Below are 23,181 nucleotides of genomic sequence, written 5' to 3'. Positions count from 1 at the left end.
GCCCCGCGCCGCCCCGTCGCCTGAGAGGATCACCGGGTGAGTTCGGACACCCCTGATCCCGAGCGGGCCGTCGACGGCTCCGGCGCGCCCGGCGCCGCCGGCCGCCCGCCCGCCGGAGCGGAGAGCGGCACCGGCCGCCCGTCCGGTGCGGAGACCCCGCCGCGCCCCGACCGGCCGACCGACTCCGCCGCGCCCGACCGGTCCCCGGGCGAGGGGCGGGCGCCCGACCGGTCGCCCGGCGCGGGGGAGGCGCCCGGCTGGCCCGGCGGCCTGCCGGTGCCCGCCGGCACCCCGGTCACCGCGCCCGGCGCGGACCCGCTGGCCGGCTATCCCGGCATCGCCGGGGAAGTGCCCGGTGTGCCGCCCGCCACCCGGCGGGCCGGCGGGCGGGCGGCCGTGACCACCCTCGGCGGGGCGCTGCTGCTGACCCTGCTCGGCGCGCCCCTGGGTCTGCTCTGGGCGTTGGTGGCCCCCGGCACGCCCGTGCAGATGACCGCCGAGGGCGCCGTCTACGCGACGCCGCAACCGGAGCAGCCGATCGCCGCGGACGGCTGGTTCAGCCTGCTCGGGCTCTGCTTCGGGGTGCTCGCCGCGATCACCCTCTGGGTGGTGCTGCGCCGCCGGCGCGGCCCGGTCGGCCTGCTCGCCGGTACGGTCGGCGGGCTCGGCGCGGCGGTGGTGGCCTGGCAGGTCGGCCGCCGGATCGGGCTCGGCACCTACCAGCGGCTGCTGGACACCGCGCCGCCCGGGACCGACTTCACCAAGCCCGCCGACCTGCGCGCCGGCGGCATCGACTGGTACGGGCCGCTGCCCGTGCCGCACGGCACCCTGCTGCTCGCGGCGTTCGGCGCGGCCGTGACGTACACCCTGCTGGCCGGCTGGTCGCGGTGGCCGTCGCTGCGCCCGGAGCCGGAGTGGGACGGCGGCTGGGCGCCGGGCGGGCCGGGGATCAGTTCGGAGCCGGGGGACCAGCCAGCTCGCTGAGCGGCACCGGGACCGCCCGGACCTCGCGCAGCAGGGCGGCCTCCCGGTTGAGCAGGCGCAGCTCGGCCCGGAGCCGGCCGGCGGTGTCGTCGATGGCGAGCAGCCGTTGCCGGTCGTCGACGGTCAGCGCCGCGGTCGCGGCGACCAGGTGTGACAGCACCGTCGGATCCTCCGGCAGCTGCTCGGAGATCTCCTGCGGGTCGGGCCGGACCAGGCCCAGATATTGCCGGAAGACCGAGATGACCCGGGCGGCCAGCAGGCCGGTCACCTCGTCGGTGCCGGCCGGCTCGGGCAGCCACTCCACCTCGGCGGTCAGGTAGGGCGCGGCCGCGTCGTCGACCTCGGCGATGCGGAACCGCCGGCGCCCCACGGTGACGATGTCGAACCCGCCGTCGGCCAGCTCGGTGACCTGCCGCAGCTCGGCGGTGCAGCCCACCTCGTGCAGGGTGACCTCGCCGGTGCCGGCGGGACCGGACCGGCCCGGCGGCCCGGCCGGCGCGACCTCCCAGCCGGCCTGGATCGCCACCACGCCGAACTCGCGCGGCGCGCCCTCGGGCAGCCCGACCAGGTGGCGCACCAGGGCCCGGTAACGCTCCTCGAAGATGTGCAGCGGGAGGACCAGCCCCGGGAAGAGGACCGTCCCGAGCGGAAAAACCGGCAGCCGTGCGGTCACGTGATCGAGGGTATCCCGATCGCGTCCCGGCGGCGTGTCCCGGCTCACCGTCCCGGCGTACGGGCGGCTCCGGTCGGCGCGCGGGCCGGCCGCCTAGACTCTCAGGGGTGTTGAACCGGATCGACCTGCGCGGCGGGTCCCGTGACCCGCGCCGCCTGCTGCCCCGTGCCCAGCTCGACGTCTCCGTGGCCGTCGAGCGGATCCGCCCGCTCGTGGAGGCGGTCCGGGAGCATGGGTACCCGGCGATCCGCGAGGCGAGCGAACGGTTCGACGGCGTCTCCCCGGAGCGCCTGCGGGTGCCGGTCGAGGTGATCCGCGCCGCCGAGGACACCCTCGACCCGCAGGTCCGCGCCGCGCTGCTGGAGTCGATCACCCGGGCCCGCAAGGTGCACGCCGACCAGCGCCGCGCCGACCACACCACCCAGGTGGTGCCGGGCGGCACGGTGACCGAGCGCTGGGTGCCGGTCGACCGGGTCGGGCTCTACGTCCCCGGCGGCCTGGCCATGTATCCGTCGACCGTGGTGATGAACGTGGTCCCCGCCCAGGCGGCGGGGGTCCGCTCGCTGGTGGTGACCAGCCCGCCGCAGAAGGACAACGGCGGCCTGCCCGACCAGCGGGTCCTCGCCGCCTGCGCGCTGCTCGGCGTCGACGAGGTCTACGCCGTCGGCGGGGCCCAGGCGGTGGCCATGCTGGCGTACGGCGCGACCGTCGACCCGGAGGGCGCCGAGCGCTGCGACCCGGTCGACATGATCACCGGCCCGGGCAACATCTGGGTCACCGCCGCGAAGCGGCTGCTGCGCGGCGTGGTCGGCATCGACGCCGAGGCCGGTCCCACCGAGATCGCCATCCTGGCCGACGACACCGCCGACCCGGCGCACGTCGCCGCCGACCTGATCAGCCAGGCCGAGCACGACCCGCTCGCGGCCAGCGTGCTGGTCACCCCGTCGCCGGCGCTCGCCGACGCGGTCGACGCCGAGCTGGCCCGGCAGGTGCCGGCCGCCAAGCACGCCGAGCGGATCGGCACCGCGCTGCGCGGCGAGCAGAGCGGGGTGGTCCTCGTCGACGACCTCGAGGCCGGGCTGCGGGTGGTCGACGCGTACGCGGCCGAGCACCTGGAGATCCAGACCGTCGACGCCCGCGAGTGGGCGCTGCGGGTGCGCAACGCCGGGGCGATCTTCGTCGGCGCCTGGTCGCCGGTGTCGCTCGGTGACTACTGCGCCGGCTCCAACCACGTGCTGCCCACCGGCGGCTGCGCCCGGCACTCCTCGGGCCTGTCCGTGCAGTCCTTCCTGCGCGGCGTCCACCTCGTCGAATACACGCGGGACGCGCTGCGCGAGGTGGCCCCCCACGTGGTCACCCTGGCCGGCGTCGAGGACCTGCCGGCGCACGGCCAGGCGGTCAGCGCGCGCTTCCCGGGGGAGCGGCCGTGACCACCCTCGACGACCTGCCGATCCGCGACGACCTGCGGGGCCTCAGCCCGTACGGGGCGCCGCAGCTCGACGTGCCGGTGCGGCTGAACACCAACGAGAACTCCTACCCGGTGCCCGAGCCGGTGGTGGAGGCGATCGGCAAGGCCGTCGCGGCCGAGCTGCGGGACCTCAACCGCTACCCCGACCGGGACGCCGTGGCGCTCCGCGCCGACCTCGCGGAATACCTCGGCCACGGGCTCACCGCCGACCAGGTGTGGGCGGCCAACGGTTCCAACGAGATCCAGCAGCAGCTGCTCCAGGCGTTCGGCGGCCCGGGGCGCACGGCGCTCGGGTTCACCCCGGCGTACTCCATGCACCCGCTGCTGGCGCTCGGCACCGGCACCGGCTGGATCCCGGCCGCCCGCGACGCGGACTTCGGGCTGGCCGCCGCCGACGCGGTCGCCCAGGTCCGGGCGCACCGGCCCGACGTCGTCTTCCTCTGCTCGCCGAACAACCCGACCGGCACCGCGCTCGACCCGGCCATGGTCGCCGCCGTGCTGGCCGAGGCGCCCGGCATGGTGATCGTGGACGAGGCGTACGCGGAGTTCGCCCGGCCCGGCACGGTCAGCGCGCTCGCCGTGCTGCCCGGGCATCCCCGGCTGGTGGTCACCCGCACCATGAGCAAGGCGTTCGGCTTCGCCGGCGGCCGGCTCGGCTACCTGGCCGCCGACCCCGCCGTCGTGCAGGCGGTGCAGCTGGTCCGCCTGCCGTACCACCTCTCCGCGCTCACCCAGGCCGCCGCCCGCGCGGCGCTGGCCCACCGCGACGCCCTGCTCGGCACGGTCGCCACGATCATGCGGCAGCGGGACCGGATCGTCGCCGAGCTGCGCGCCCGCGGGCACCGGGTGGCCGACAGCGACGCCAACTTCGTGCTCTTCGAGGTCGGCGGCGAGCGACAACTCCGGCTCGGCGCGTCTGACGCCGCGCCCCGACCCGGAGCCGTCGACCAGACCACCGCCTGGCGCACCCTGCTCGACGCCGGGGTGCTGGTCCGCGACGTCGGCCTGCCCGGCTGGCTGCGGGTCACCGCCGGCACGCCCGCCGAGACCGACGCCTTTTTGTCTGCAATGGAGGAGCTGTAGTGGGAGCGCGAGGAGTGAGCTTGCGAGCCCCGCAGTCGCGACCGAGAGGCGAGCAATGAGCCGGACCGCCCGGGTGGAGCGGATCACCAAGGAGACCAAGGTCCTCGTCGAGATCGACCTCGACGGCACGGGCAAGGCCGACATCGAGACGGGCGTCGGCTTCTACGACCACATGCTGAACCAGATCGCCCGGCACGGCGGCTTCGACCTGACCGTGCACACGGTCGGCGACCTGGAGATCGACGCCCACCACACCATGGAGGACACGGCGCTCGCCCTGGGCACCGCGTTCGACCAGGCGCTGGGCGACAAGGCCGGCATCCGGCGGTACGGCTCGGCCACCGTCCCCATGGACGAGGTGCTGGTCCGGGCCGCCGTCGACCTCTCCGGCCGGCCGTACGTGGTGCACGACGAGCCGCCGCTCGCGCCGTACATCGGGCCGGTCTACCCGACCAGCATGACCCGGCACATCTGGGAGTCGTTCGGCCAGGCCGCCCGGGTCACCCTGCACGTGGACGTGCTGCGGGCGGCCCGGCCCGGCGGCCACCCGGACGCCCACCACGTGGTCGAGGCCCAGTTCAAGGCGGTCTCCCGGGCGCTGCGCGAGGCCACCTCGATCGACCCGCGCGCCGCCGGCGCGATCCCCAGCACGAAGGGCGCGCTCTGATGGGGCGGGCACTGCCGACGCTGCTGCTGATCCTGGCCGGGGTGCTGGTCGGCGGGACCTGGTCGCTCTACAAGCAGGGCGCCGCCCGTGGCGCGGTGGTGGTCACCGGGCTGCTGGCCGCGCTGGCCACCGCCGGCGGCCTGCTCTGGCTGTTCCCCGGGGAGGGCTGATGGGACGGCGTGTCGTGGTGCTCGACTACGGCTCGGGCAACCTGCGCTCGGCCGAGCGCGCGCTGGAGCGGGCCGGCGCCGACGTCACCGTCACCGCCGACCTGGCCGCCGCCGCCGAGGCCGAGGGCCTGGTCGTGCCGGGCGTCGGCGCCTTCGCCGCCTGCATGGCCGGCATCGAGGCGCTGGGCGCCGGCCCGGTCATCGCCGACCGGATCGCCGCCGGCCGCCCGGTGCTCGGCATCTGCGTCGGGATGCAGGTGTTCTTCGAGCACGGCGACGAGCACGGTGTGGTCACCAAGGGGCTCGGGCTGCTGCCCGGCGGGGTGACGAAGCTGCCCGCGCCGCGGCTGCCGCACATGGGCTGGAACACGGTGCACGCCCCGGCCGGCTCGGCGCTCTTCGCCGGCCTGCCGGCCGACGCCCGGTTCTACTTCGTCCACTCCTACGGGGTGACCGAACCGGCCGCGCTGGCCGCCGCCGGGGCCACCGTCACCACCGCGCACCACGGCACCGACTTCGTCGCCGGGGTCGAGCGCGGCCCGCTGTCGGCGGCCCAGTTCCACCCGGAGAAGTCGGCCGACACCGGGGCCACCCTGCTGCGCAACTGGCTGGCCACCCTTTGAGCAAGGAGCGGGCCCGGCGCCGGGAGGCGCGCCAGGCCGAGCTGGAGCGGGAACGCGCCGCGCGCGCCCGCCGGGTGGCGCGCCGGGCGCGGCGGCGCGCCGTCGTACGCCGGTTGACGCCCACGCCGCGGCGGGGCCGGACCGGCCGGCTGCGCCGGCACAGCCGGGGCGAGCGGGCGGCGATCGTGCTGCTCACCGGCGCGGCCGTGGCCGGCATCTGGAGTTTCGTCGACGACCTGGCGCTGCGGCTGGCGTTGGTCGTGTTGTTGCTGCTGGTCCTGCCGGCGATCGTGGTGATCGCCCTGGACCGCCGTTGAGGATGCGAGGAGAAGAGCGTTGACTCTCACCCTGTTGCCCGCCGTGGACGTCGCCGACGGGCAGGCCGTGCGGCTCGTCCAGGGCGCCGCCGGCAGCGAGACCGCGTACGGCGACCCGGTGGAGGCCGCCCTCGCCTGGCAGGCCGACGGTGCGGAGTGGATCCACCTGGTCGACCTGGACGCCGCGTTCGGTCGGGGCACCAACGCGCACCTGCTCGCCGAGGTGGTCCGCCAGCTCGACGTGAAGGTCGAGCTCTCCGGCGGCATCCGGGACGACGAGTCGTTGCAGGCCGCGCTGGGCACCGGGGCGGCCCGGGTCAACATCGGCACCGCCGCGCTGGAGAACCCGGAGTGGTGCGACCGGGTCTGCGGCGAGTACGGCGACCGGGTGGCGATCGGGCTGGACGTGCGTGGCCGTACCCTCTCCGCCCGTGGCTGGACCCGCGACGGCGGCGACCTCTACGAGGTGCTGGAGCGGCTGGACAAGGCCGGCGCCGCCCGTTACGTGGTCACCGACATCACCAAGGACGGCACGATGCGCGGGCCCAACCTGGACCTGCTGCGCGAGGTCTGCGCCCGCACCGACGCCCCGGTGATCGCCTCCGGTGGCGTGTCCACCCTGGACGACCTGCGTGCGCTGGCCACCCTGGAGCCGGTGGGCGTGGAGGGCGTGATCGCCGGCAAGGCGCTCTACGCCGGAGCGTTCACCGTCGCCGAGGCGCTCGCCACGCTGCGGGCCGGGGCGTGACGGCCGCCGTCGGCGGCGGTCGGGACACGGCCGTCACCCGGCTCGGCTCCGGCGGCCCGTGGGAGGCGCTCTACGGCTACTCCCGGGTGGTCCGGGCCGGGCAACTGGCGATCACCGCCGGCTGCACGTCGACGGTGGACGGCCAGGTCGCCCACGTCGGGGACGCCGCCGCGCAGACCGCCCAGGCGATCCGGATCGGCCTGGACGCGCTCGCGGAGGTCGGCGTCGAACCGGCCGACGTGGTGCGCACCCGGATGTACGTGACCGACCGGATGTACGCCGACGAGGTGGGCCGCGCGCACAACGCGGTGTTCGGCGGGGTCCGGCCGGTCGCCACGATGGTGGTGGTGGCCGGCCTGATCGATCCCGACCTGCTGGTGGAGGTCGAGCTGGAGGCGTGGATCGCCGAGGACTGATCCGGGCGCGTTTGTCGCATCAGCTCGGAAGGCGCTTCCGAGATGGCGCCGCCGCCCGCTGTGACACCGTTCACGGGACCGATTGAATTGTGCACAACTTGATTGTGGGCTACCGTTCGACGCGTGACCGATGATCTGGTGCTGCGCCGGCAGGTGTGCTTCGCCCTCTACGCGGCGTCGCGCGCCCTCACCGACGTCTACCGGCCCATCCTCGACGAGCACGGCCTGACCTACCCGCAGTACCTGGTGCTGCTGGTGCTCTGGGAGCGCGGCGACGACGCCCCCACGGTCTCCGAGCTCGGCGCGCGGCTCCGGCTCGACTCCGGCACCCTCTCCCCGCTGCTCAAGCGGCTGGAGGCGGCCGGCCTGGTGGTACGCACCCGCTCGGCGGCCGACGAGCGCCGGGTCGAGGTGGGCCTCACCGCGCAGGGCCGGGCCCTGCGGGAGCGGATGGACGAGGTGCCGCGGCGGGTCGCCCTCGCCACCGGCCTCACCGAGGCCGAGCTGGTCGCCCTGCGCGACACCCTCACCCGGGTCACCGAGACGATCCACCGACAGAAGGAGCAGTGACCACCATGCAGGTGCTCTACACCGCGTCCGCGCAGGCCACCGGCGACGGCCGGGACGGCCACGTCCGCACCTCCGACGGCGGCCTCGACCTGGACCTGGCCATCCCGAAGGAGATGGGCGGCGCCGGCGGCGCGACCAACCCGGAGCAGCTCTTCGCGGCCGGCTACGCGGCCTGCTTCCACTCCGCGCTGCGCGTGGTCGCCCGCAAGGCCAGGGCGGACGTCTCGAACTCGGTCGTCGAGGCCGAGGTGGGCATCGGCCCGAACGGCAGCGGCGGCTACGGCCTCGCGGTCACCCTGGTGGTCGACCTGCCCGCCGTCGAGCGGTCCGCCGCGCAGCAGCTCGTCGAGGCCGCCCACCAGGTCTGCCCCTACTCCAACGCGACCCGCGGCAACATCGAGGTCGCCCTGACCGTCCGGGACGCCCGATGACCGCGAACCGGGAGATCCACCTGGCGTCCCGGCCGCAGGGCTGGCCGACCGCCGACAACTTCCGGCTGGTCACCACCGAGGTGCCCACCCCGGGTCCGGGCCAGCTCGTGGTCCGCAACCGGTTCATGTCGGTGGACCCGTACATGCGCGGGCGGATGAACGACGTCAAGTCGTACGTGCCGCCGTTCGCGCTCGACGCCCCGCTCGACGGCGGCGCGGTCGGTGAGGTGGTGGCCAGCGAGGCCGAGGGCTTCACGCCCGGCGACGTCGTGCTGCACGGCCTGGGCTGGCGGGAGTACGCGCTGGTCGACGCCAAGGGCGCGCGGAAGGTCGACCCGGAGCTGGCCCCGGTCAGCGCCTACCTGGGCGTGCTCGGCATGACCGGGCTCACCGCGTACGCCGGGCTGCTCGACGTGGCGGCCATGAAGCCGGGCGAGACGGTCTTCGTCTCCGGTGCGGCCGGTGCGGTCGGCAGCATGGTCGGGCAGATCGCCAAGCTGCGCGGCGCGGCCCGGGTGGTCGGCAGCGCCGGCTCGCCGGCCAAGGTCGAGCGGCTCCGGGCGCTCGGCTTCGACGCCGCGTTCGACTACCACGACGGCCCGGTCCGGGAGCAGCTCAGGGCCGCCGCCCCGGACGGCGTCGACGTCTACTTCGACAACGTCGGCGGCGAGCACCTGGAGGCCGCCATCGGCGCCATGAAGCTGCACGGCCGGGCCGCCATCTGCGGCATGATCGCGCAGTACAACGCCACGGAGCCGCCCGCCGCCCCGCGCAACCTGGCCCTGCTCATCGGCAAGCGGCTCACCCTGCGCGGCTTCCTGGTCGGCGACCACGGGCACCTGCGGGAGCAGTTCGTCCAGGAGATGGCCGGCTGGCTGCGGGACGGCCGGATCTCCTACGACGAGACGGTGGTCGACGGCATCGAGCGGGCCCCGGAGGCCTTCCTCGGCATGCTGCGCGGCGAGAACCTCGGCAAGATGCTCGTCCGGGTGTGAGTCCCGGTCCCACACGCGGCGGTTGGATAGGCTCGCGGCATGACGGTGGCGGTACGGGTGATCCCCTGTCTGGACGTGGACGCCGGGCGGGTGGTCAAGGGGGTCAACTTCCTCGACCTGCGCGACGCCGGCGACCCGGTCGAGCTGGCGGCGGCGTACGACCGGGCCGGCGCGGACGAGCTGACCTTCCTCGACGTCACCGCCTCCAGCAGCGACCGCGGCACCATGCTCGACGTGGTGCGGCGCACCGCCGAGTCGGTCTTCATCCCGCTCACCGTGGGCGGCGGCGTCCGCCGGGTCGCCGACGTCGACACCCTGCTGCGCGCCGGCGCGGACAAGGTCGGGGTGAACACCGCGGCCATCGCCCGCCCCGAGCTGATCGCCGAGATCGCCGACCGGTTCGGCCGCCAGGTGCTGGTGCTCTCCCTCGACGTGCGCCGGGCTCCGGCCGGCACCACGCCCAGCGGGTTCGAGGTGACCACCCACGGCGGGCGCCGGGGCACCGGCCTCGACGCGGTCGAGTGGGCGGCGCGCGGCGCCGAACTGGGCGCGGGGGAGATCCTGCTCAACTCGATGGACGCCGACGGCACCAAGGCCGGTTTCGACCTGCCGCTGATCGAGGCGGTCCGCGCGGTCGTCGACGTGCCGGTGATCGCCAGCGGCGGGGCCGGCCAGGTGGCCCACTTCCCGCCGGCCATCGGCGCGGGCGCCGACGCGGTGCTCGCCGCCAGCGTCTTCCACTTCGGCGAGCTGACCGTCGGCGAGGTCAAGGACGCCCTGCGCGGCGCCGGCCACCCCGTCCGCTAGAAAGCGCGGTCAGGGGCGGCCGGAGTGGCCCTCCGGGGAGCGGCGCGGCATCGGGATCGAGCGGACCGCGTACTCCTGGACGGCGGCGGCGTGGTCGTCCTCGTCCAGTTGCCAGTCGGACTCGTCCGGGGCGGGGCGGCGGCTCAGCACGCCCTGCACGGTGTCCACCGTGGTGCCCAGCCCGGCGCTGGGCCGGGTGCGCCAGAGCCGCTCGCCGTCCGGGGTCACCCGGAACCAGCCGTCGGTGACGCTGACCAGGCCGGCGCTCACGAGCCGGCGGACCGCGCCCTCCACCTCGTGCCGCTCGGGGATGGCCTGGTTGAGGTGGTCGGCGGTGGAGAGGACGTCGGCGAGGCGCACGCCCTCCGGGCGCCGGGTGTCGGCGGCCCGGCGGTGCCGGCCGGCGCCGCTCGCGATGACCAGTGAGACGAAGATCCAGGCGTCGCTCCGACGCCAACCGTTCTCCCCCATGAACGAATGATGCCCGGCCGCGACGGCGGAGAAAACACCCGGTTTCGCGGCCGGACGTCGCCGCAGCTCAGCGCCGTCCGGACCGTCCCAGCGTGTGGCGGTCGGCGCGGCGCCGGTGACGCTGCGTGGTCGGGGCGGTTCAGGCCGCCTCGCCGGCCGGGTGCGGCGCGCCGGCCGCCACCGGCTCGTCGGCCGGTCGGGCCGGCACCGCGAAGACCGGGATGAACATCTGGGCGAGCGGCCCGATGGCCAGCGCGTAGGCCACGGTGCCGAGGCCCACGGTGCCGCCGAGCAGCCAGCCCAGGCTCAGCACGGTCACCTCGATGACGGTCCGGACGAGCCGGAGGGAGAAGCGGGGGTGGCGGGCGGTGAAGCCGGTCATCAGGCCGTCGCGCGGGCCGGGGCCGAGCCCGGCCCCGAGGTAGAGGCCGGTGGCCGCGCCGTTGGCGACGATCCCGACGACCAGCAGTGTGGCGCGGACCGGCAGGCCGTCGCCGGGCGGCAGCAGGGCCAGGGTGGCGTCGACGACCAGCCCGATCACCACGACGTTGCTGATGGTGCCGAGGCCGGGGCGTTGCCGCAGCGGGATCCAGAGCAGCAGCACCAGCGCGCCGACCGCGATGGTGACCGTGCCGAAGGAGAGGTGCGTCTGCCGGGCGAGCCCCTGGTGGAACACGTCCCACGGGTCGAGCCCGAGGCCGGACCGGATCATCAGCGCCATGCTGATCCCGTAGAGGGCGAGCCCGGCGTAGAGCTGGATGAGCCGCCGGGTCGGCCGGTGCCGGAGATTGCCAATCTGAGCCATGCATGCCACCCTAGGGGCCAATCCTGCCCGCGACAGAGCCAATTTCGGAGGGGTGGCCATGACGAGTCAGGTGCGTGGCGTCCAATTGGCTCGGCTCCTCGGGCAGTGGCATGCCCTGCCGGGTCGCCGGCGCAGCCCGGACTACGCCGCGCTCGCCGCCGCGGTCCGCGGGCTGCTCGCCGACGGCCGGCTCCCCCTCGGGGTACGCCTGCCGGCCGAGCGGGACCTGGCCGAGGCGCTGCGGATCAGCCGGACCACGGTCACCGCCGCCTACCGGGAGCTGCGGGAGACGGGCCACCTCGCCAGCCGGCGGGGCGCCGGGAGCTGGACCATGCTGCCGGGCACCCATCGGGTGGCCAGCACCGGGCTCTGGACCCCGCTGGACGACCGCGACATGATCGACCTGGGGGTGGCGGCGCTCTCCGCCCCGGCCCAGCTCGTGCCGGCCGCCCGGGCCGCCGCCGAGGACCTGCCGCGCTACCTCGGCGGGGCCGGCTACCACCCGACCGGCATCATCGAGCTGCGCGAGGCGGTGGCCCGCTCGTACACCGATCGGGGGCTGCCCACCAGCCCGGAGCAGATCATGGTCACCAGCGGCACGCAGCACGCGCTGGACCTGGTGCTGCGGCTGGCCCTGTCGCCCGGCGGCGGGGTGCTGGTCGAGTCCCCGACCTACCCGAACGCCCTCGCCGCGCTCTCCGCCCGGCGGGCCCGGATCACCACCCACGGGCTGGCCGCCGACGGGGTCGGCTGGGACGCCGACCTGCTGCTGGGCAGCATCCGGCAGACCCGGCCGAAGCTGGCGTACGTGATCCCCGAGTTCCACAACCCGACCGGCCACCTGATGGCGACCGACCTGCGCGAGCGGCTGGTCGGCGCGGCGCACGCGGCCGGCACCGACCTGGTCGTGGACGAGTCCTTCGTGGACCTGCCGCTGGACGGCACCCCGCTGCCGCCGCCGGTGGCCACCTTCGACCGGCACTCCCGGGTGATCAGCATCGGTGGGATGAGCAAGCCGTACTGGGGTGGGCTGCGGATCGGCTGGGTGCGGGCGTCCGCCCCGCAGGTGCAGCGGCTGGCCGCCGCCCGGGTCGGCGTGGACATGGCCAGCCCGGTGCTCGACCAGCTCGTCGCGGTGCACCTGCTGGCCGAGGGGCCGAGCATCGTGGCCGCCCGGCGGCTCCAGCTCGCCGCGCAGCGGGACGCCCTGGTGAAGGCGATGGCCGACCGGCTACCCGACTGGCGGGTCACCGTGCCGCGCGGCGGGGTGACCCTCTGGGTGGAGCTGGACGGCCCGATCTCCAGCGCGCTGGCCCGGGCCGCCGAGGAGGTGGGCGTACGCCTGGCACCCGGACCCCGGTTCGGTCTGGACGGCACCCTGGAGCGGTTCCTCCGGCTGCCCTTCACGCTGCCCGCCGCGGACCTGGAGGAGGCCGTCGGCCGGCTCGCCGCGGTCCGCTACGACCTGGACCGGACCGGCCGCCCCCAGTGGCGGGAGCCCTCCGTCATCGCCTGACCCGGCCCCGGACCGCGGCCCACCTTCCGGTACGGATCTTCCGATCGGCGACGCGGCGGCCACGCGGTGCGCAGACTGCGCGGGTGGGGAACGGCGAGGGTGCCCGCTGGTCGCGGATCGTGCGACCCGGCGCGCCCGGCTCCCGGACCACCCGGCTGGAGCTGTTCTACGACCTGGTCTTCGTCTTCGGGTTCATCAACGTCACCACCCTGACCGCCACCCTGCTCACCCCGGCCAACCTCTACCGCTGCCTGCTGGTGCTGGCGCTGCTCTGGTGGTCGTGGACCGGCTTCGCCCGGCTCGGCAACGCGCTCCGCGCCGACCAGGGCCTGCTGCCGCTGGCCGGCTTCGTCACGGTGGCCGCGACGTTCCTGCTGGTGCTCAGCGTGCCGAGCGCGTTCGTCGACCGTCCCGGCGGGCTGAACGGCCCGCTGGTCTTCGCGGCCTGCTACTTCGTGATCCGGATGGCCCAGCTCACGGTCTTCGCCTGGGTCGACCGGTCGGATCCGGTCCGGCGCCAGCGGCTGCTGCTGCGCGCGGTGCTGCCGAGCGTGGCCACCGTGCTGCTGGTGGTCGCCGGCACGGTCCCCCAGCGACTCGCCGACCGGATGGTCGCCGTGACGCTGCAACTGGCGCTCTGGACCGTGGCGCTGCTGGTCGAGTACCTGGGCGGGGTGATCCTGGCCCGGCGGTGGTGGGTGGTGCTCTCCGCCGGGCACTGGGCGGAACGGCACGCGCTGATGGTGCTGATCGCGCTCGGCGAGTCGATCATCGCGCTGGGGCTCGGCCCGAAGACCGGGCTGCCGCTCACCGGCCCGGTGGCGGTCGCCGCGCTGCTCGGTGTCCTGGTCGTGGCGATGCTGTGGTGGGCGTACTTCGACACCCTGGCGTACGCGCTGGAGCAGGCGCTGCACCACGCCCGCGACCCGCGTGCCCGACTCCGGCTCGCGCGGGACGTCTACACGTTCCTGCACCTGCCGTTGATCGCCGGGGTCATCCTCTTCGCCCTCGGCCTCAAGGACCTGCTCGCCGAATCGGCCAGCCCGGAAACCCCCAGCTGGGGCGAGCCGCTGGGCGGCTTCTGGGCCACCATCTTCTACGGCGGGGTGGGCCTCTACCTGCTCAGCCTGGCCGCCTGCGCGCTGGTGGCGCTCCGGGAGGTGCACTGGCCGCTGCTGATCACGGTCGTGGTGCTCGCCGCCGTCGCCCCGTTCGCCGCCCCGATCCCGGAACTGGTCGCCCTGGGCCTGCTGGCGGTGCTCACCACCATCGGGGTGATGGCGGAGACGTTCCGCGAGGACGGCCGGCGGCGCCAGGTCCGGCAGCTCGCGCTGGAGGAGCAACTCGCCACGGAGGCGGACCAGAGCCACTGGCGCCAGCGGCACCTCTGACCGGGCCGGCCGACGACGGCGGCGGCCGTGCCCCGGGACGGAGGGGCACGGCCGCCGGACGGTGCGGGCTCGCTACAGCTCGGCGAGGGTGCCCGCGTACATCTTGTCGATCTCGTCGGCGAAGTTGGTCTCCACGCTCCGGCGCTTGATCTTCAGCGACGGGGTGACCTCGCCGTCCTCGATGGTGAGGTCCCGGGGGAGGATGGTCACCTTCTTGATCGTCTCCCAGCGGTTCAGCTTGCCGTTCAGTTCGGCCACGTAGCCCTCGACCATGGCCTGCGCCTCGGGCGAGGTGACGATCGCGGTGTAGTCGCGGCCCTCCAGCGGCGTGCCGGCGGCCCAGGCCTTGATCGCGTCCGGGTCCAGCGTGACCAGCATCGTGCAGTAGTTGCGCGCCTGCCCGATCACCACGGCCTGCGAGGTGTAGGGGCAGACGGCCTTGAACATGCCCTCGATGTGCGACGGCGCGATGTACTTGCCGCCGGAGGTCTTGACCAGGTCCTTCTTCCGGTCGGTGATGCGCAGGTAGCCCTCGTCGTCGAGGGTGCCGATGTCGCCGGTGCGGAAGAAGCCGTCCTCGGTGAACGCGGCCGCGGTCTCCTCGGGCAGGTTGTGGTAGCCGCGCATGACCGGCTTGCCGCGGACCAGGATCTCGCCGTCGGTGTCGATCCGGCACTCCAGGTCGCCCATGGCCCGGCCCACGCTGCCGATCCGCAGCCCGCCGGGCGGGTTCACGAACGCGCCGGCGCTGGTCTCGGTGAGCCCGTAGCCCTCCGAGATGGGCAGGTTGGCCGCGGCGAAGAAGGTGCCGATCTCCTTGCTCAGCGGCGCCGCGCCGGAGACCAGCACCCGCATCCGGCCGCCGAGCCGGGCCTGGAGCTTGCTGAACACCAGCTTCTCGGCCAGCGCGTACTTCAGCTTCAGGCCCGTCGGCACCGGCTTGCCGGCCTGCTCCAGCGCGACCTTCTCCTTGCCCACCGCGACGCCCCAGGCGAAGATCTTCGCCTTCGCGCCGCCGGCGCTCTGGGCCGTGGTCACCGCCTTGTTGTAGACCTTCTCGAAGACCCGGGGCGCGCCGCACATGAGGGTCGGCCGGATCACGCCGAGCAGGTCGACCAGCTTGTCCACCCGGCCGTCGACGTAGGTGGGCAGGCCGACGTGGGTGGCGCCGCAGAGCAGCGTCTTGCCGAACGAGTGGGACAGCGGCAGCCACAGGTACTGCAGATCGTCGGCGTGCAGCAGGCCCAGCTCGGCCTGCGCCACGCCCTCCCAGCACCAGCCGCCGTGCAGCAGCTCGACGCCCTTCGGCCGGCCCGTGGTGCCCGAGGTGTAGATGAGGGTCGCCAGGTGATCGGGGCCGATCCCGGCGACCAGCATGTCGATCAGGTCGGGCTCGTTCTCCAGGGCCCGGGCCCCGCGCTCCTCCAGCTCGGCCAGGGTGAGCTGCGGGACGGTGGCGGCCGGGTCGGGCACGCCGTCGAAGAGCACCACGTGGGTCAGCGCCGGCACCGCCGCGCCGGCGATCTTCGCCGCCTGGGCGGGGTTCTCGGCGAAGAGCACCTTCGACCCGGAGTCGGCGACGATGTACGTCGCGTCATCCGGCTCGGTGGTCGGGTAGACGGTGGTGGTGGCCCCGCCGGCACACATGATCCCGAAGTCGGCGAGCACCCACTCCAGCCGGGTGTTGGCCAGGATCGCCACCGGGTCCTCCAGGCCGACGCCGAGCCCGTGCAACCCGGCGGCGATCGCCTTGGCGCGCTGCCCGACCTGCTGCCACGTCAGCCAGACCGGCCCGGAGTCGTCCGGGGCGGGATGGGCGAACGCGTCGCGGTCGGGGGAGTCCGCAACGCGCTTGAGGAACATGTCGGGTACGGAACGGTACGGTACATCGAGAGCCATCGCTGTAGCCGCCTTCAAGGGTGGAGGGACGTGACGGGGGTCACGCCATTCTGCGGTTACCGAAGAGTATTGCCTGGACCCGGGCAGCGGCTAGCCCCCGTGGCCTGCGGCGACCGCCGTCCCGGGAGGTGGAACGCGCTCAGGCGTACCGGGTGGCGGCGAGGGACCAGTCGTAGGTGGCCCGGATCCAGTTCCGCCGGGTGGCGAGGAAGGCCCGCACCCCCTCGTCGCCCGTCACGGCCAGCGCCGCGTCCCGCTCCGCGTAGGCCGCCAGGCCCTGGTTGAACCGGGTGGCTGCCGCGCGCAGCGCCGCCTCCTCGCCCTGCCCGGTCTCGCCGGCGATGGTGGTGACCAGGTTGTGCGCGTCCGGGCCGGTCGCCCGCTCCTTGCCGTAGGAGAAGAGGTCGTTGCACCAGCAGACCAGGTCGGCGGCGAGCGCGTCCAGGGCGGCCAGCGCCGGATCCGCCCGCCGGCCCGGGCCGGGCAGGTCCGGGTGGGCCAGGTCGGTCAGCGTGAAGCTGGGCCGGGCGCCGCCGGTGTGCCGGCGCATCTGCACGTACTCGGCCACCCCGGGCACCCGGCGGTGCTCCCGGTTGGCCGCCTCCCAGAGCAGCGCCAGCAGGTACTCGCGCAACTGGCTCACCAGGCGCAGCAGCAGCGCCGGCCGCTGCCGGTCACGGGCCCGCCGGCACAGGTCGTCCAGCGCCACGGCGAGCGGGCCGGCGCCGGTCGGGACGGGCGCGGCCCGGTCGCCGTGCCGGTCCAGCACCTCCAGCAGGGCCGCCACGGTCGGCGCCAGCCGGGTGGGGTCGGCACCCAGGCCGTCCTCGTCGCACGCGTCGTCCATCACGAACAGCCAGCTGATCAGGTCGGCGAGCAGTCGCAGGCCGCCGACCGACGCGTCCGGGCAGGCCCGCCCGGCCAGCTCCACGGGGTGGGCGCCGGCCAGCCGGCGCAGCCCGTCCGGGGTGTCGATCAGGCCCAGGTCGCGTACCCACCCGGCGCTCTCCCCGACGACCAGCTCGACGGCGGCGTGGCGGCGCGCCGGGAAGGGAGGTTCGTGCAGTGCCGAGAGCGCGAAGCCTCGCATCCGTCTCCCCTGTCCCGCCGCTCAGGGTTGGGCGGCGGCAAAGGAGCGTACGGCAGCCGGGATCGGCCACCGTCGCTGGGCCGAGGCCGTTCCCACCGGGCCCGGTGGCCGGGCCGGCGCAATCCGTCAGAAGCCCAGGCCGGCCGATCGCAGCCGCTCCGCCGGCGCGGTCGGGCCGTCCACCTGGACCCGGGCCACCCGCTGCCGGCCGGAGATGAACAGCACCAGCTCGCCCGGGGCGCCGACCACCCGCAGCCGCTCGCCGCCGCGACCGACGGCGCGCTCGCCGTAGCCGGGGGCCTGGATCAGCAGGTCGGCCGGGAAGCGCCGCAACGCCACCCGGGCCAGCACGGAGGCCCGCTTCCAGAGCGCCGCCTGCTGCCCGGCCGGCAGGTCGCGGGGGAGCCAGTCCGGCCGGGCCCGGCGCACGTCCTCGTGGTGGATGAAGAACTCCAGCCCGTTGACCAGTTCGTCGGTGAGCGGGTTGCTCACCGGGCTCCACAGCGGCGGGCGGCGGACCCGGGCCACCAGGTCCGCGTACGGTCCGGCGGCCACCCGCCGGCGAACCCCCTCGCCGTGCCCGCGCAGCGGCGGCAGCAGGATGCCGCCGGCCGCGTCCGGCCGGCGCTCCCGCACCAGCAGGTGCGCCGCCAGGTCGCGGGTGGTCCACCCCTCGTTGACCGTCGGCGCGTCCGGTCCCAGCTCCAGCATCAGGTCGGCGAGCGCCTCGCGCTCCGCCCGGGCGTACCGCGGCATGGCCCGATCGTAGGCCCGGCGGGGCCGGTCGGCGGGCCCGCACCGGACGCGGCGCGCCGCGCCCGGCCGCCGGTCGGCCGGCGCCCGGGGTGTCCGCCCTGCTCGGCGGGGGTCCACCGGGAGGAGTGACGGTCGACATATCGGGGCCGGGTCGGCGGAGGCGGCGTCGAGCAGTAAGGATGAGGGGAAGAACTGCGGCTTACGGCGGGGGAGAGCGTGGCGAGCGGGACAAGTCGGGACGTCCTCGGCAGAGGGCTACGGGTGCTCGGCCGGGCCATCCGGGAACAGCCGCGCATCTTCGCGGTCGCGGTGGCCGGCAGCGTGCTCTTCGGCCTCATGGTGATCGCCAGCGCGTACGTGGTCGGCGCGGTGGTCGGCAAGGTGGTGGTCCCGGCGGTCGCCCGCGGCTCGGTGACAGGCAGCGCCCTGGCGCTCGCCGCGGCCGCGCTGTTCGGGATCAGCGTGCTGCGGGTGGTCGGCATCTTCGGCCGCCGGCTCGGCGCCGGCTACATGCAGTACCGGCTCCAGGCCGCCTACCGCCGCCGGGTCACCCGCCGCTACCTCGACCTGCCGCTGGCCTGGCACCACCGCAACGCCACCGGCACCCTGCTCTCCAACGCCAACTCGGACGTCGAGGCCGCCTGGTATCCCATCGCGCCGCTGCCCTTCGCCGTCGGCACCCTGGTGATGCTGGTCGGCGCCGTGATCTCGCTGTTCATCACCGACTGGGCCCTCGCGCTCGTCGGCCTCGCCGTCTTCCCGGCGCTGTTCGCGCTCAACGTGGTCTACTCCCGCCGGATGGCGCCCCGTCAGGCCCGCGCGCAGCGGCTGCGCGCCGAGGTCAGCGGCATCGCGCACGAGAGCTTCGACGGCGCCCTGGTGGTCAAGACGATGGGCCGGGAGGCCCAGGAGACCGCCCGGTTCGCCTCCCGCGCCGGCGACCTGCGCGACGCGCTGATCTCGGTGGGCAAGCTGCGCGGCGTCTTCGACCCCATGCTGGAGACGCTGCCCAGCCTCGGCACGCTCGCCGTGCTGGTGGTCGGCGCGATCCGGCTCCGGCAGGGCGCGATCACCGTGACCGAGCTGGTCAGCGTGGCCTTCCTCTTCACCGTGCTGGCCTTCCCGGTCCGGGCCATCGGCTGGGTGCTGGCCGAGCTGCCGCGCAGCGTCGCCGGCTGGGACCGCGTCCGCCGGGTCCTCGACGCCACCGGCGAGATGCCGTACGGCGAGGTGACGCTCGACCCGGCCACGCCGGCGCCGGCCACCCTCGCCTTCCACGACGTGCACTTCGGGTACGAGCCGGCCGAGGCGCACCTGCCCGGCGCCCAGGTGCTCGGCGAGGTCACCTTCACCGTGCCGGCCGGGAAGACGGTCGCCCTGGTCGGGCCGACCGGCGCGGGCAAGTCCACCATCGCCTCGCTGGCCGTGCGGCTGGTCGACCCGGACAGCGGCACGGTCACCCTGGACGGGGTCGACGTGCGCGAGCTGACCGCCGCCTCGCTGGCCTCGACCGTGGCCCTGGTCGCCCAGGTGCCGTTCGTGTTCGACGACACCGTGCGGGCCAACATCGCCCTCGACCGTCCCGGGATCGGCGACGAGGAGGTCTGGGCGGCGCTGCGGCTGGCCGAGGCGGACGGCTTCGTGGCCGCGCTGCCCGACGGGCTGGACACCATGGTCGGCGAGCGGGGCACCTCGCTCTCCGGCGGGCAGCGGCAACGGCTGACCCTGGCCCGGGCGGTCGCCGGCCGGCCCCGGCTGCTGGTGCTCGACGACGCCACCAGCGCCGTCGACCCACGGGTGGAGGCGGCCATCCTGGCCGGGCTGCGCGCCCCGGCGGACGGGGGAGCGCCCGCCTCGATCCTGGTGGTCGCCTACCGGCGGGCCACCATCGCGCTCGCCGACGAGGTGATCTACGTCGAGCACGGCCGGGTGGTCGCCCGCGGCTCGCACGCCGACCTGCTCGCCACCGTTCCCGGCTACGCCGACCTGGTCACCGCCTACGAACAGGCCGAGCAGGAACGCGAGCAGACCCGCACGTACGACGAGGTCACCCCGCTGACCTCCGGCCTGGAAGTCGAGGTTGACCGGTGACCAGTGTGGCTGCCGAACAGCGGACCGAGTCGACCTGGCGGACGCTGCGGCGCGGGCTGGCGCTCTCCCCGGAGCTGAGGACCGGGCTGGCCGGCACCGTGGCGCTGGCCCTGGTCTACATGATCGGCCGGGTCGCCGTGCCGGTGGCCGTGCAGCGCGGCATCGACCACGGCATCGTCGGCGGCCTCGACCTGGACGTGGTCACCCTGACCGTGCTGGCCACCGCCGCCGTGCTGGTGGTCACCACCGCCTGCGGCTACCTGATGATGCGCCGGCTGTTCACGGTCAGCGAGACCGCGCTGGCGGGGGTGCGCACCCGGGCCTTCCGGCACGTGCACGACCTGTCCATGCTGCACCAGCAGTCCGAGCGGCGCGGCTCGCTGGTCTCCCGGGTCACCAGCGACGTCGACCAGATCACCCAGTTCCTCCAGTGGGGCGGCGTGATCCTGATCGTCAACCTCGGCCAGCTCGTGGTGACCACGGCCGTGATGCTCGCGTACTCCTGGCAGTTGACCCTGGTGGTGCTCGTGGCGTTCGCGCCCGCGGTGCTGGTGATCCGGCTGCTCCAGCGCCGGCTGGCCGGTGCCTACGGGCTGGTCCGGCAGCGGATGGGCACCCTGCTCGGCACCATCGGCGAGAGCGTGGTGGGCGCCCCGGTGATCCGGTCGTACGGGATCGCCGGACGCACCGCCCGGCGGCTGGACGCGGCGATCGAGGGGCAGCGGCGGGCCCAGCAGAAGGCCATCCGGATCAGCATCCTGGGCAGCTCCGTCGGCGAGCTGGCGGCCGGCCTGGCGCTGGCCGCGGTGGTGGTGGTCGGGGTCAACCTCGGCGTCGACCGCACCCTGTCCATCGGCCAGCTCACCGCGTTCCTGTTCCTCGTGACGCTCTTCATCCAGCCGGTGCAGATCGCCACCGAGGTGCTCAACGAGGCGCAGAACGCGATCGCCGGCTGGCGCCGGGTGCTCGACGTGCTGGACGTCGCGCCGGACGTGGCCGACCCGGGGGAGCGGGGCCGGGAGTTGCCGCCCGGCCCGCTGGACGTCCGCTTCGCCGAGGTGACCTTCGCCTACCCGGGCGGGCCGCCGGTGCTGCACGACGTGACGCTGGAGATCCCGGCGAAGAGCCGGGTGGCCGTGGTCGGCGAGACCGGCAGCGGCAAGACCACCTTCGCCAAGCTGCTCACCCGGCTGATGGACCCGACCGAGGGTGAGGTGCTGCTCTCCGGCGTCTCGCTGCGCGAGGTGCGCTTCGAGTCGCTGCGCTCCCGGGTGGTGATGGTGCCGCAGGACGGCTTCCTCTTCGACACCACGGTCGGGGAGAACGTCCGCTTCGCCCGCCCGGAGCTCACCGACGCGCAGCTCGGCGCCGCCTTCTCCGAGCTGGGCCTGGCCGACTGGCTGGACGGGCTGCCGGCCGGGCTGGACACCCCGGTCGGCGAGCGCGGCGAGGCGCTCAGCGTCGGCGAGCGGCAGCTCGTCGCGCTGGCCCGGGCCTACGTGGCCGACCCCGACCTGCTGGTGCTGGACGAGGCGACCAGCGCGGTCGACCCGGCCACCGAGGTACGCCTACAGCGCACCCTGGACGCGGTCACCCGGGGCCGGACCACGCTGGCCATCGCCCACCGGCTCTCCACGGCCCAGGCCGCCGACGAGGTGATTGTGGTGGACCGGGGCCGGATCGTGCAGCGCGGCCCGCACGACGAGCTGCTGCGGGACCCGGAGTCGGTCTACGCCCTGCTCTACGCCTCCTGGCTGGAGCAGACCCGCTGATCCTGGCGGGTCAGCGGGAGTAGAACTCCACCACCAGCTGCTCGTCGCAGACCACCGGCACCTCGTTCCGGGCCGGCTCGCGCAGCAGGGTGGCCCGCAGCCCGCTCAGCTCCACCGACAGGTACGGCCGGGGGTTCTCGTCGGCGTGCGCGCCGGCGGCGGCGAGCTGGAACGGCGGCAGCGCCCGGCTGCGCTCGCGGACCGCGACCACCTGGTTGGGGCGCAGCCGGTACGAGGGCCGGTCCACCTTGCGCCCGTCGACGGTGAAGTGGCCGTGCGCCACGAGCTGGCGGGCCTGGTAGATGCTGCGGGCCAGCCCGGACCGGAGCACCACCGCGTCGAGCCGCCGCTCCAGGAGCGCGACCAGCGTCTCGCCGGTCTTCCCGGTGCCCCGGGCCGCCTCGTCGAAGGCGCGGCGGAGCTGGCCCTCGCTGACGTTGTACTGGTGGCGCAGCCGCTGCTTCTCCAGCAGCCGCACCTGGTAGTCCGACGTGCCGCGCCGGGACCGACCGTGCACGCCCGGCGGGTAGGGGCGCCGCTCGAAGTACCGCACGCACTTGCGGGTCAGCGGGATGCCGAGGGAGCGGGAGAGCCGGGCCTTGGGCCGGGGGTGGTTCACGTCGACGTCTCCGATCGGATGGTCTAGCCTGCTACTTAGGTAAGCCTAACCTACTATCAGGAGGTCGGGATCATGCGGCCCAGCCCGGCGGAGATCGTCCGTACCCTCGTCGCGGGCCGACTGCCCGCCCTCGTCCACCTCGCCCGGCGGCCCGGTCCGCACCAGGTCCGGCACGTCACCGACCCGGACGGGCGGGTCCTGCTGCTGGTGCCGGTGGTCAGCGACCTGGCCGCGGCGCTGGTCCCGCCGGACGGCGACACCGACGTGGCCACCGTGCTCGACGTGCTCGACCTCCCGCCGGCCGCCGGCGCGCCCTCGCTCGGCCGCGCCTGGGTCTCCGGCTGGGCGTCCCGCCTCGACGGCGACGAGGCTCGCCACGCGGCGGTGGAGTTCGCCACCGTCCAGCCGACCGGCGACCTGCTCGACGTGGGCACCCGTTTCCACCTGCACCGCTTCGAGGTGGTCGAGGCCCGCTGGGAACGCGCCGGCGCCACCCGCCGGATCGACCCCGACGCGTACGCCGAGGCCGAGCCCGACCCGCTGCACGCGGTCGAGGCGGAACTGCTGGCCGACCTGGCCGACCACCACGGCGACCAGGTGGGCGCCTACCTGCGCGGGCGGCTGGGCCTGACCGGCTCCGAGGCCGGCGGCCCGCCCCGGGTGGTCCGCATCGACCGGTACGGGCTGCTGGTCTCCCACGGCAGGCCCGGCGCCCGCCGCCGCACCCGGCTCGCCTTCGCTTCTCCGGTCGCCGACCCGGCCGAGCTGGCCCGGCTGCTGCACCCGATGCTCTGCTCGCGCGCCGCCGGACGCGCCTGA

25 protein-coding genes are annotated in these 23,181 nt (G+C 75.0%); 18 read left to right on the top strand and 7 right to left on the bottom strand.

What is annotated here, in order from left to right:
* Positions 1-36: 36 nt before the first annotated feature.
* Positions 37-984, top strand: coding sequence for a DUF2567 domain-containing protein (locus ACW0Q9_RS02505; RefSeq protein WP_456178208.1), 948 nt, complete (start codon positions 37-39; stop codon positions 982-984).
* On the opposite strand, the gene ACW0Q9_RS02500 is transcribed toward ACW0Q9_RS02505, so the two are convergent.
* Entirely contained in the window at positions 950-1,657 is a 708-nt protein-coding gene (locus tag ACW0Q9_RS02500; RefSeq protein ID WP_456178206.1) for an LON peptidase substrate-binding domain-containing protein, read from the bottom strand. The genes ACW0Q9_RS02505 and ACW0Q9_RS02500 overlap by 35 nt on opposite strands.
* Positions 1,658-1,764: 107 nt before the next feature.
* Between ACW0Q9_RS02500 and hisD the strand changes: the two genes are divergently transcribed.
* From hisD to hisF, 12 genes are all read left to right on the top strand, one after another.
* Complete coding sequence (gene hisD, locus ACW0Q9_RS02495) at positions 1,765-3,087, top strand: histidinol dehydrogenase (RefSeq protein ID WP_456178204.1); 1,323 nt, start codon at positions 1,765-1,767, stop codon at positions 3,085-3,087.
* Positions 3,084-4,208: a histidinol-phosphate transaminase gene (locus ACW0Q9_RS02490; protein ID WP_456178203.1), complete on the top strand. Its 1,125-nt coding sequence runs from the start codon at positions 3,084-3,086 to the stop codon at positions 4,206-4,208. Before hisD ends, ACW0Q9_RS02490 begins: the two co-directional genes overlap by 4 nt.
* A 55-nt stretch (positions 4,209-4,263) precedes the next feature.
* Positions 4,264-4,875 (top strand): imidazoleglycerol-phosphate dehydratase HisB, encoded by a 612-nt coding sequence (hisB, locus tag ACW0Q9_RS02485; protein ID WP_456178201.1) that lies wholly within the window; start codon positions 4,264-4,266, stop codon positions 4,873-4,875.
* Positions 4,875-5,045 carry a hypothetical protein gene (locus ACW0Q9_RS02480; RefSeq protein ID WP_456178199.1) on the top strand — a complete coding sequence of 57 codons (171 nt, stop codon included), beginning with the start codon at positions 4,875-4,877 and terminating at the stop codon, positions 5,043-5,045. Before hisB ends, ACW0Q9_RS02480 begins: the two co-directional genes overlap by 1 nt.
* Positions 5,045-5,668 carry an imidazole glycerol phosphate synthase subunit HisH gene (hisH, locus tag ACW0Q9_RS02475; RefSeq protein ID WP_456178197.1) on the top strand — a complete coding sequence of 208 codons (624 nt, stop codon included), beginning with the start codon at positions 5,045-5,047 and terminating at the stop codon, positions 5,666-5,668. Before ACW0Q9_RS02480 ends, hisH begins: the two co-directional genes overlap by 1 nt.
* Complete coding sequence (locus ACW0Q9_RS02470; protein ID WP_456178195.1) at positions 5,665-5,985, top strand: hypothetical protein; 321 nt, start codon at positions 5,665-5,667, stop codon at positions 5,983-5,985. Before hisH ends, ACW0Q9_RS02470 begins: the two co-directional genes overlap by 4 nt.
* Before the next feature lie 19 nt (positions 5,986-6,004).
* Positions 6,005-6,733 (top strand): bifunctional 1-(5-phosphoribosyl)-5-((5-phosphoribosylamino)methylideneamino)imidazole-4-carboxamide isomerase/phosphoribosylanthranilate isomerase PriA, encoded by a 729-nt coding sequence (priA, locus tag ACW0Q9_RS02465; RefSeq protein ID WP_456178193.1) that lies wholly within the window; start codon positions 6,005-6,007, stop codon positions 6,731-6,733.
* Positions 6,730-7,149, top strand: coding sequence for a Rid family hydrolase (locus tag ACW0Q9_RS02460; protein ID WP_456178191.1), 420 nt, complete (start codon positions 6,730-6,732; stop codon positions 7,147-7,149). The genes priA and ACW0Q9_RS02460 overlap by 4 nt, the downstream gene beginning before the upstream one ends.
* A 123-nt stretch (positions 7,150-7,272) precedes the next feature.
* Positions 7,273-7,719, top strand: coding sequence for a MarR family winged helix-turn-helix transcriptional regulator (locus tag ACW0Q9_RS02455; protein WP_151465274.1), 447 nt, complete (start codon positions 7,273-7,275; stop codon positions 7,717-7,719).
* A gap of 5 nt (positions 7,720-7,724) precedes the next feature.
* Entirely contained in the window at positions 7,725-8,150 is a 426-nt protein-coding gene (locus tag ACW0Q9_RS02450; RefSeq protein WP_456178229.1) for an organic hydroperoxide resistance protein, read from the top strand.
* Complete coding sequence (locus ACW0Q9_RS02445; RefSeq protein WP_456178189.1) at positions 8,147-9,145, top strand: NADP-dependent oxidoreductase; 999 nt, start codon at positions 8,147-8,149, stop codon at positions 9,143-9,145. Before ACW0Q9_RS02450 ends, ACW0Q9_RS02445 begins: the two co-directional genes overlap by 4 nt.
* Positions 9,146-9,184: 39 nt before the next feature.
* Positions 9,185-9,952, top strand: coding sequence for an imidazole glycerol phosphate synthase subunit HisF (gene hisF / locus ACW0Q9_RS02440; RefSeq protein ID WP_456178187.1), 768 nt, complete (start codon positions 9,185-9,187; stop codon positions 9,950-9,952).
* Positions 9,953-9,961: 9 nt separating this feature from the next.
* On the opposite strand, the gene ACW0Q9_RS02435 is transcribed toward hisF, so the two are convergent.
* Complete coding sequence (locus tag ACW0Q9_RS02435; RefSeq protein WP_456178185.1) at positions 9,962-10,423, bottom strand: hypothetical protein; 462 nt, start codon at positions 10,421-10,423, stop codon at positions 9,962-9,964.
* A gap of 139 nt (positions 10,424-10,562) precedes the next feature.
* Complete coding sequence (yczE, locus tag ACW0Q9_RS02430; RefSeq protein ID WP_456178184.1) at positions 10,563-11,228, bottom strand: membrane protein YczE; 666 nt, start codon at positions 11,226-11,228, stop codon at positions 10,563-10,565.
* 58 nt (positions 11,229-11,286) lie between these two features.
* Between yczE and yczR the strand changes: the two genes are divergently transcribed.
* Positions 11,287-12,744, top strand: a complete 1,458-nt coding sequence (gene yczR, locus ACW0Q9_RS02425; protein ID WP_456178182.1) for a MocR-like transcription factor YczR — start codon at positions 11,287-11,289, stop codon at positions 12,742-12,744.
* 119 nt (positions 12,745-12,863) lie between these two features.
* Complete coding sequence (locus ACW0Q9_RS02420; protein WP_456178228.1) at positions 12,864-14,135, top strand: low temperature requirement protein A; 1,272 nt, start codon at positions 12,864-12,866, stop codon at positions 14,133-14,135.
* Positions 14,136-14,207: 72 nt separating this feature from the next.
* Here ACW0Q9_RS02420 and ACW0Q9_RS02415 read toward each other — a convergent pair whose 3' ends face one another.
* From ACW0Q9_RS02415 to ACW0Q9_RS02405, 3 genes are all read right to left on the bottom strand, one after another.
* The gene (locus ACW0Q9_RS02415; RefSeq protein WP_456178181.1) at positions 14,208-16,034 is read right to left on the bottom strand and encodes an AMP-dependent synthetase/ligase; all 1,827 of its coding nucleotides are present in this window, start codon (positions 16,032-16,034) and stop codon (positions 14,208-14,210) included.
* A gap of 139 nt (positions 16,035-16,173) precedes the next feature.
* Positions 16,174-17,124 carry a terpene synthase family protein gene (locus tag ACW0Q9_RS02410; protein ID WP_456178179.1) on the bottom strand — a complete coding sequence of 317 codons (951 nt, stop codon included), beginning with the start codon at positions 17,122-17,124 and terminating at the stop codon, positions 16,174-16,176.
* Positions 17,125-17,250: 126 nt separating this feature from the next.
* Positions 17,251-17,880 (bottom strand): TIGR03085 family metal-binding protein, encoded by a 630-nt coding sequence (locus ACW0Q9_RS02405; protein ID WP_456178177.1) that lies wholly within the window; start codon positions 17,878-17,880, stop codon positions 17,251-17,253.
* 216 nt (positions 17,881-18,096) lie between these two features.
* Between ACW0Q9_RS02405 and ACW0Q9_RS02400 the strand changes: the two genes are divergently transcribed.
* Together ACW0Q9_RS02400 and ACW0Q9_RS02395 are read left to right on the top strand one after the other, a co-directional pair.
* Positions 18,097-19,971 carry an ABC transporter ATP-binding protein gene (locus ACW0Q9_RS02400; protein WP_456178175.1) on the top strand — a complete coding sequence of 625 codons (1,875 nt, stop codon included), beginning with the start codon at positions 18,097-18,099 and terminating at the stop codon, positions 19,969-19,971.
* Positions 19,968-21,743: an ABC transporter ATP-binding protein gene (locus ACW0Q9_RS02395; protein WP_456178174.1), complete on the top strand. Its 1,776-nt coding sequence runs from the start codon at positions 19,968-19,970 to the stop codon at positions 21,741-21,743. The genes ACW0Q9_RS02400 and ACW0Q9_RS02395 overlap by 4 nt, the downstream gene beginning before the upstream one ends.
* A 10-nt stretch (positions 21,744-21,753) precedes the next feature.
* Here the strand turns inward: ACW0Q9_RS02395 and rpsD are convergent, their stop codons facing one another.
* Positions 21,754-22,362, bottom strand: coding sequence for a 30S ribosomal protein S4 (rpsD, locus tag ACW0Q9_RS02390; protein WP_456178172.1), 609 nt, complete (start codon positions 22,360-22,362; stop codon positions 21,754-21,756).
* Positions 22,363-22,434: 72 nt separating this feature from the next.
* On the opposite strand from rpsD, the gene ACW0Q9_RS02385 reads away from it, so the two are divergent.
* Positions 22,435-23,181, top strand: coding sequence for a DUF2470 domain-containing protein (locus ACW0Q9_RS02385; RefSeq protein WP_456178170.1), 747 nt, complete (start codon positions 22,435-22,437; stop codon positions 23,179-23,181).

The sequence above is a fragment of the Micromonospora sp. I033 genome, from assembly GCF_053890995.1.
Note: the sequence above shows the minus strand (reverse complement) of the source record. Positions and strands in the feature narration are given on the sequence as shown.